Source organism: Pedobacter nototheniae (assembly GCF_032678625.1).
Lineage (GTDB): Bacteria > Bacteroidota > Bacteroidia > Sphingobacteriales > Sphingobacteriaceae > Pedobacter > Pedobacter nototheniae_A.
The window spans coordinates 492522-500655 of record NZ_JAVTSO010000004.1 but is presented as its reverse complement, the minus strand read 5'-3'; the positions used below and the strand labels follow the sequence as shown (position 1 = coordinate 500655).

Below are 8134 nucleotides of genomic sequence, written 5' to 3'. Positions count from 1 at the left end.
TGGGTTTGGTGTACCCTATTTGAAGATTTCGTCCTTGCGAGTTTACGAAGCAAACTTTATTGCCTGGAAACTTCGTTATAAAGATTACTTCAGCCAATAAAAAATTGCCTTCGCAATGACGGGTCCAACCCTGCACTTAAACCTGCCTAAACCTCATCACTGTTTTTTGGGTAATCAAAGAAAACCATTTCTCCGGTACCACGACTAACCATTTTCCATGATTCGAAAGGAAAAGAAATTAAAACCATACCTGCAGTAGGGATATTATAGATATTAGCATCACTTAATTCATTAGCAAAATCTGTAAAGCCAGGGTTATGCCCAAACATTATTACAGTATCTGTATCCTCGCCAAAAGAATTGACAATTTTAAGCAAAGTAGTTGTATTGGCTTCGTAAATAAGTTTTTCAAGCTGGATATTTTCTGTCTGGTAGGCTTCAGCAAAATATTTTGCTGTTGTTAATGCTCTTTTTGCCGGACTACTTACCATCAAATCGAATTTAAAACCACGTTTTAAAAGCCGCTCTGCCATTTCAGGCGCATTCTCTTTCCCTCTTTTGTTTAAAGGTCTGTCAAAATCTGTTTGAGCCGCTGTTCCCCAATCCGATTTTCCGTGTCTAACCAACAATAACTGTTTCATAATCTTATTTATTGATAAAATCAACAACCATTTGGTCAGGAATGTTTTTCATACAGTTAAAATGTGTTAGCGGACATTTTTCTAATCCAAATTTTGAACAAGGCCGGCAATCTAAATCAACGCCTGCAATTAAAGAATCGGTGATTTTATAAGGTTGTACACCAAGTAAATCTGGTGTTGTACCGCCCCAAATAGAGGCCAAAGGTTTATTAAATGCCTCAGAAATGTGGGTAAGGCCGGTATCAAATCCAATAACCTTATGTGCTTTAGATACAAGGAAAACAGATTGATCTAAGTTTGTTATTCCACAGGTATTGTAAATAGCATTGCCTACTGCATTTTTAATCACTTCGGCATTATCTTTAACATCAGGCCCACCCAATAGTACTATAGGAAGATTAATCTCTTTGCAAATGGCTATAATTTTATCGTTGGGCAAGCGCTTGGTGAAATGTGTAGCGCCAATAATAAAGGCTATATATTTTTGTTGGTGGCTTTCGGGTAAAAAATCACTTAAATTATAATCTTTAGCGATATAATAATCGATTGGTTTATTGTCGTTTTTTACGCCTAAAGATTTTACAGTGTCCAGGTATCTTTCAACTAAGTGCCTGGGATCTATAAAGCGTTTCCATCTGAATTTTAAAACTAAAAGTTTGCTTAACCTGTCTTTTTTATAAGTTAAGGCTGGTATGCTCGTTGATAATTTAATAATGGAAGTGCGTAAGTTATTATGCAAATCGACAATTAAATCAAATTTTTCTTCTTTAATATCAGCGATGGTTTCTTTTAACGTTGCTTTTAAAGTATGAAGTTTAGTTAAATAAGGATTGTTTTGGTAGATGTACTGAAACTCTTTCTTGGTTAAGAAATGAATTTCTGCATTGGGTATTTGTTCTTTTAAACAGCGTACAACCGGGGTAGTATAAATAATATCACCCATTGAACTAAACCTTATGACCAAAATTTTTGCAGGTGTTTTCAAATTAACCCTCTTTTTTTATTTTTTCTATAATGGCAGTAGAGGAATAACCTGGTAAAAAAGAAAGTACCTCTACCTGTCCGCCTTTTTCCAATGTTTCGGCAGCACCAACAATGGTTTCAATTTTATAATCGCCTCCTTTTACCAGCACGTCGGGTTCAATTTTTTTTATCAGCTGAAGTGGTGTATCTTCATTAAAAAGAACAATGGCATCTATAAAAAACATAGCTGCAAGCAATTGTGCCCTGCTATGTTCGTTGTTTACAGGCCTGCTTTCTCCTTTGATTTTTTTTACAGATTCATCTGTGTTCAAGCCAACTACAAGTTTATCGCCAAGACTGGCTGCTTCGTTTAAATAAGCAATGTGCCCAGGGTGAAGTAAATCAAAGCAACCATTTGTGAAAACAATTTTTTGATGATCATTTTTCCAGCCGTCAATTTTTTCTTTAAGGTTATCGGCGTTGAGGATTTTCTCTTCGAGTACCTTTAAAAGATTTCTCGCCATTTTAATATAAGTTATCTACTGCGGTACATAAAATATGCCCGATAAGAATGTGCATTTCCTGGATTCGCGCAGTATTGGTTTCAGGAATAACAATGTTTACATCACAAAGATCGTTCATGGCACCACCACCTTTTCCAGAAAGCCCAATGGTTTTGCAACCTAATTTTCTGGCCGTTTCTAAAGCAGCTAAAATATTTCTGCTGTTCCCGCTTGTTGATAGGGCAATGAATACATCGTTGGGTTTAGCAAAAGCTTCTACCTGCCTGGCGAAAACTCTTTCGTAACCATAATCATTACTAATGGCGGTTAAAGCAGAGGTATCAACTGTTAAAGCAATTGCAGGCAAAGCAATCCGTTCTTTTACAAAACGTCCGGTAAATTCTGCCGCAATGTGTTGTGCATCAGCAGCACTGCCTCCATTTCCGGCCAGCAAAACTTTCGAGCCTGAGTTAATGGTTTCGATCAGTATTTGACAGGCCTGCTCGATTTGCGGAATTGTTTCGGCAATTACTTTATCGATGGTTTGTTTATGATGATTTAACTCGTTTAATATCATTTATCAAGTGATTGAATAACTTCTTCGATGGTTGTGGTTGCACTGCCTATGTGTTTAATTACAATAGCGGCAGCGTAATTGGCAATTGTTGCGGCCTCTTCAATATCAAAACCTAAGGCAAGGCAATACGCCAGGGTTGCAATAACCGTATCACCGGCACCGGTTACATCATAAACTTCTGTAGCTACAACCGGTATAACTTTATGTTCCTTTTCATTTATAATGGCAATACCCGCTTCTGAGAGTGTAACCACTAAATATTCTGCCTGCGTAATTTTAAAAATAACATCGGCAGCTTTTACTAAGGCTTCATTACTAACAATTCTTTCGGTTTTAGATGCTTCAGCTAATTCTTTACGATTTGGTTTTATAATATAAGCACCATGATATTTACTGTAATCGAGCCCTTTTGGGTCTACAACAACTTTTTTATTATTTTGTTTACAAAGTTCAATAATCTTAAGCGATAAATTGTGGCTTAGCAAACCTTTATTATAATCAGACAAAATAACGATATCAGCTTTCTGAATGCAAACTTCAACTGCATTTACAAAAGCATTTTGAAGTTGAGTGGAGATGTCGTGAATATCTTCCTTATCAATTCTTACAATGTGATGATTGCCGGCAATAACTCTGGTTTTAATGGTTGTAAGGCGGTTATCATCCATCATAATCAGACTGGTATCAATCTGGTTCGAATCTAAGATAGATTTTATTTCAGCACCATAAACATCATTTCCGGTTACGCCAGCAAGGTAAACATTGGCGCCCAGTGCTTTTAAATTACTGGCAACATTTGCGGCTCCTCCAACTATTTTGGTTTCTTTATTGATATTAATAACAGGTACAGGTGCTTCTGGCGAAAGGCGGTTTGCCGAACCAAAAATATAATGATCTAACATTAAATCGCCTATTACAAGTACGTTTGGTTTCGATTTGGTTTTATAGGCGTTATAAAGTTTTTCTGATAGCATAGTCCGTTAATAATGGGCAAAGTTATAGTTTTTTACCCAATGTCATTAATTAAAGCGTAATTGTTGTCCATACGAAGGCTAATTAAAAGATTTAAAAATTTCTCCATCTGCCGCCGGTTTTTTAAATCTGCAATTGGTGGCTTAAATAGGATCAACATTTTAATATATGCCTTAAATAATTTAAGCAGATTAAAAATCTCGAATCTTTCTCGTAGTTAACTTTGCTTTTTAGCCGTAAAATAGCCTGAAATTTCCTCCAACGAGAAAGCATTTAAACATTTACCTGCACTTAAACCACCTTTACGGGCAACTAAAATGCCATAATGCATATCATAGAAACCCTCTGTACGGTGTGCATCAGGGTTAACCGAAAGTAAAACGCCTTTTTCTAATGCATATCGGTGCCACCGCCAATCTAAATCTAAACGTAAGGGATTAGCATTAATCTCTATAACAACATGGTTTGCCGCACAGGCATCAATAATTTTTTTATAATCTATAGGATAGCCGGCCCGACTTAGCAATAAACGACCTGTTGGGTGACCTAAAATTGTGGTATATGGATTTTCAATAGCTTTTAATAAACGGTTTGTTGCTTTTTCTTCATCCATTCTTAAATTGCTGTGAACCGAAGCCACAACAAAATCAAAAGTTTTTAAAACATCGTCCGAATAATCCAATGAACCATCGCTTAAAATATCACTTTCAATGCCTTTAAAAATTTTAAATGGTGCTAATTTTTTATTTAATTCATCTATTTCCTGGTGCTGGCCAAAAACCCGCTGTTCATTTAATCCCTTTGCATACACTGCAGTTTTAGAGTGATCGCAAATGCCCAGGTATTCAAGTTTTAATTCGTCTTTACAAAAAAGAGCCATTTCTTCAAGCGTATGTACGCCATCGCTCCAGGTAGAGTGATTGTGTAAACTGCCCTTTAAATCTGCATAAGTAATTAAGGTGGGTAATTTATCAGCTTGAGCCAGTTCTATCTCGTCAAAATCTTCACGTAGTTCGGGCGCTATAAAAGCCAGTCCAGCCGTGCTGTAAATGGCTTTTTCATCGGTAAACGGACCGGAACCTGCAAGACTTAATACTTTTTCTACATGTTGGGCATTGCCTGTTTGTTTAAACCATTCAAGGTAAAATGCTGGTTTTTCAACCAGGTGGAGCTTAATTTTTAAACCAGCCTCTGTTGTGGCTATAAATAAATCTTCAGCCTGGATAAAAGAAACCGGTTCAAAAGTATTTAATGATGCTATAACATCAGATAAATGTTCGCCACCAATTACAATTTCAAGTTCATCAATAATTTCGCAGCAACGGCGGTACTGCCCTGCAAAACCAAGCAAAGCATTTAAATCTACTTTAATTAACCACTCAGAAATCTGTGCGAACAGCGTGTTTGCAAAACCTTCTACCTGAGCATATAAAAATCTGCCATTTGCGGCCAATTTAAATTCTATGGCTTTTTTAATTTCTTCCTGTGTTTTTAAACCAAAGCCTTTAGCTTCAATCAATCGGTTTTCGTTGCAGGCATAATAAAGTTCGCCAATGCTTTCAATACCCAGGGCGCGCCAGATGATAAAGATTTTTTTAGGACCAATACCTTTTATGGCGAGCATTTCAACAACACCTTGAGGTGTCTTTTCCATAATATAATTTAACTCCTGCAGTGTACCTGTTTGCAAGAGTTCAATAATTTTTGCGGCCAAACCTTTTCCAATTCCATCAATCTGATCTATCTCATCCAGTGGTTTATCTTTTAAGGCAAAAGGTAGTTTATCCACCTTAAAATAGGCATTTGCAACCGATTTAATTTTAAAAGGGTTTTCTTCATGCAATTCCATTAACTGCGATAAAAGACGAAGGGTGCGGGCGATGGTTTTATTCTCCATAAGCCTGTAAAATTAGAAAATAAAGCCTGAAATCCTTCCGCCGTCATTAATTTCTAAACACAATTTTAAAGATGTGTTGTTAAATTAAAGATTAGATCATGAAATACCATTAAAATAAATTCTGAATGAGAACACTTAAAATCTTAGTATTTGGACTAAGTGCAAGTTTAGCTGCTTGTCAATCGTCAACCAATTCGGGGCATAAAAGAGATTCTATAGCAAGCATTGAATCAGGACCTGGTAAAATTGTTGATGAACGTTTTTTGATTGTTCCTGGAACTTCTGTAGGGCAAATATCCGTGGGGGAAGACATGACAAATGTATTTGAAAAGATGGGGAATGCCGATGATGGTGATGCTGCAATGGGCAAAGCCTGGGGCATTTGGTATGGCAAGGTTTCGAAAGGCGATAAAAAAGACGAGCTTGCGATTTACTCTTCTTATCGCGATAGTACTATGGTTATCAGAGATGTAAAACAAATCAGGGTTACTTCTAATCTTTACAAAACACAGGATGGTTTTGGAACAGGAAGAAGCCTGAGTGATATTGCCCTTAAATTTCCGGCGATGGAAAAATTGTCAGCTTATTTAGATCAAAATAAGGATACCATTTTGGTGTACGATTCTAAACCGGATGGGATTGGTTTTGAATTTATAAATAAGAAAAGCGTAGCATTAACCGTGCATCCAAAACAAAAATCAGTTAACGAAACTTATTTAACCTTGCATCCTGAATGGAAACCGGTTAAATAGAAAAACAAAGAGCGCAATAGAGGTGTCTATTGCGCTCGTGATTAAGCAAATTAATATTTTATTTATTTAATTTCTGCTTCAAAAGGCATTCTCATTTGTATGCCCGATCTGGTTACCACTTTTTTCATTTGCTGGTAAATAGGGTAGTTGTCGCCCAGTTCTTGTTTGGTATAATAAGTTTTAATCTTATCTGTGCTTTCAGATAGAAAAGATTTCAAAGGATCAATCACCTCCGGATATTCTACTACTTTATACTCTTTAACATTGGCTTTTTTAGCAGCAGCGGTAATGGCATCGTTAAAACTTCCAATCCTATCTGCCAAACCTATTTGAACTGCATCTGTTCCAATCCAAACATGGCCTCCACCAATACTGTCGATATACGTTTTGCTTTTCTTTCTTCCATCGGCCACACGGCTCACAAAACCGCTATAAATCCTGTTTAATTCATTTTGAATAATAAACCGCTCACTACTCGTCATTGGTCGGTTGGTACTCATAATGTCGGCAAATTCACCTGTTTTAACACCATCAAAGGTAATTCCCAATTTATTGGTCATTAAATTTTGAAAGTTTGGAATAATGCCAAATACACCTATTGAACCTGTAATGGTATTTGGCTGAACAAAAATACTATCTGCAGCGCAGCCAATGTAGTAACCACCAGAGGCGGCCACATCACCGAAAGAAGCCATTACTGGTTTAACTTTTTTGGCTAAAATTACTTCCCTCCAAATCACGTCAGATGCCAAAGCACTACCACCCGGAGAGTTGATCCTCAACACAATGGCTTTAATATCGTCATCCAGGCGGGCTTTTCTAATGGCCCTTGAAATGCGCTCAGAACCAATCTCACTGTCAGAACCTTCTCCGCCATTAATTTCGCCATTGGCATAAATAACAGCTACTTTGTTTTTGCTGGTTCCATCAGCAGGATTATTAAGTGCATAATCATTGATGGAAACAGACCTGATGTTATCTTTTTTCGATCTGGCTGAAAAAGCTTTAAGTTCTTCTAAAACCTCATCTTTATACCTTAAACCATCAATCATTTTGTAATGAAGGGCGTCTTGTGGTTGCTGTATTTTATATTTATCAGCAATAACATATAAACTGTCTTTTTGTATATCTCTTGTTTGGGCAATATCAGTTAAGAAGGTATTGTACAAACCACCAACATAGGCCGTAACCTGTTTGCGGTTGTAATCGCTCATTTTATCTAAAATGTAAGGCTCAACAGCACTTTTATAATTGCCTACCCGGATTACCTGTGCTTCTATGCCTAATTTCTCGAGCGTTCCTTTAAAAAAAGTTAACTGCGAGCTAAAACCTTTAAATTCGAGTGCACCTTCAGGGTTTAAATAAACTTTATCTGCTGCTGATGCTAAGTAATAAGCGCCCTGGGTGTAAACCTCACTATAAGCAATAATTTTTTTATGAGATTTCTTAAAATCAATTAAAGCATTTCTAACTTCACGCATGGTTGCAAAACCTGCCTGAGGACTACTTACGTTAATGTAAATGCACTTGATGTTGTCATCATTTTTAGCCCTTTTAATTGATTTTAGAAGGTCGTTCAAACCAATTCCACCTTTCCCTTCGCTGCCAACAATAGGTAAATTACCAAAAGAATTTTTTGGCGTACGTTCGGTAATGGGTTGGTCGAGGTTTAAAAATAACACACTATTTTCGCTTACGCTAACCGTTTTATCCGAATCTACTGATGCAATTAATCCTACAATTATAAAGAAGAAGATTACGCATACAATTACAATAGAAAGGAAAAAACCTAACATTGAAGCAAATAGATATTTAAAAAAATCTCTCAT

The 8134-nt window shown here is 36.6% G+C and carries 8 protein-coding genes; 1 reads left to right on the top strand and 7 read right to left on the bottom strand.

The annotated features are described in order from the left end of the window. Positions 1 to 146 precede the first annotated feature (146 nt). The 6 genes from R2Q77_RS14860 to R2Q77_RS14835 form a co-directional block, all read right to left on the bottom strand. Complete coding sequence (locus R2Q77_RS14860) at positions 147 to 641, bottom strand: SixA phosphatase family protein (RefSeq protein ID WP_316804515.1); 495 nt, start codon at positions 639 to 641, stop codon at positions 147 to 149. Positions 642 to 645: 4 nt separating this feature from the next. Continuing rightward, positions 646 to 1584, bottom strand: coding sequence for a glycosyltransferase family 9 protein (locus R2Q77_RS14855; protein ID WP_316804514.1), 939 nt, complete (start codon positions 1582 to 1584; stop codon positions 646 to 648). 43 nt (positions 1585 to 1627) lie between these two features. Then, complete coding sequence (gene rfaE2 / locus R2Q77_RS14850; RefSeq protein ID WP_316804513.1) at positions 1628 to 2128, bottom strand: D-glycero-beta-D-manno-heptose 1-phosphate adenylyltransferase; 501 nt, start codon at positions 2126 to 2128, stop codon at positions 1628 to 1630. A gap of 1 nt (position 2129) precedes the next feature. Next, a complete protein-coding gene (gmhA, locus tag R2Q77_RS14845) occupies positions 2130 to 2684 on the bottom strand; it encodes a D-sedoheptulose 7-phosphate isomerase (RefSeq protein WP_316804512.1) in 555 nt (184 codons plus the stop codon). Next, entirely contained in the window at positions 2681 to 3658 is a 978-nt protein-coding gene (gene rfaE1, locus R2Q77_RS14840) for a D-glycero-beta-D-manno-heptose-7-phosphate kinase (RefSeq protein ID WP_316804511.1), read from the bottom strand. Before rfaE1 ends, gmhA begins: the two co-directional genes overlap by 4 nt. A gap of 215 nt (positions 3659 to 3873) precedes the next feature. Continuing rightward, positions 3874 to 5553: a helix-hairpin-helix domain-containing protein gene (locus R2Q77_RS14835; RefSeq protein ID WP_316804510.1), complete on the bottom strand. Its 1680-nt coding sequence runs from the start codon at positions 5551 to 5553 to the stop codon at positions 3874 to 3876. A 125-nt stretch (positions 5554 to 5678) separates the two neighbouring features. Here R2Q77_RS14835 and R2Q77_RS14830 point away from each other — a divergent pair, with 125 nt between their 5' ends. Continuing rightward, positions 5679 to 6305, top strand: a complete 627-nt coding sequence (locus tag R2Q77_RS14830) for a hypothetical protein (RefSeq protein WP_316804509.1) — start codon at positions 5679 to 5681, stop codon at positions 6303 to 6305. A gap of 62 nt (positions 6306 to 6367) precedes the next feature. Here R2Q77_RS14830 and sppA read toward each other — a convergent pair whose 3' ends face one another. Further along, a complete protein-coding gene (gene sppA, locus R2Q77_RS14825; protein ID WP_316804508.1) occupies positions 6368 to 8134 on the bottom strand; it encodes a signal peptide peptidase SppA in 1767 nt (588 codons plus the stop codon).

What these genes read in the sequence shown, in the direction of transcription:
- sppA (WP_316804508.1), bottom strand. Translation starts at nt 8,134, where the DNA reads ATGAGAGATTTTTTTAAATATCTATTTGCTTCAATGTTAGGTTTTTTC.
- R2Q77_RS14830 (WP_316804509.1), top strand. Translation starts at nt 5,679, where the DNA reads ATGAGAACACTTAAAATCTTAGTATTTGGACTAAGTGCAAGTTTAGCT.
- R2Q77_RS14835 (WP_316804510.1), bottom strand. Translation starts at nt 5,553, where the DNA reads ATGGAGAATAAAACCATCGCCCGCACCCTTCGTCTTTTATCGCAGTTA.
- R2Q77_RS14860 (WP_316804515.1), bottom strand. Translation starts at nt 641, where the DNA reads ATGAAACAGTTATTGTTGGTTAGACACGGAAAATCGGATTGGGGAACA.
- R2Q77_RS14855 (WP_316804514.1), bottom strand. Translation starts at nt 1,584, where the DNA reads ATGGGTGATATTATTTATACTACCCCGGTTGTACGCTGTTTAAAAGAA.
- rfaE1 (WP_316804511.1), bottom strand. Translation starts at nt 3,658, where the DNA reads ATGCTATCAGAAAAACTTTATAACGCCTATAAAACCAAATCGAAACCA.
- gmhA (WP_316804512.1), bottom strand. Translation starts at nt 2,684, where the DNA reads ATGATATTAAACGAGTTAAATCATCATAAACAAACCATCGATAAAGTA.
- rfaE2 (WP_316804513.1), bottom strand. Translation starts at nt 2,128, where the DNA reads ATGGCGAGAAATCTTTTAAAGGTACTCGAAGAGAAAATCCTCAACGCC.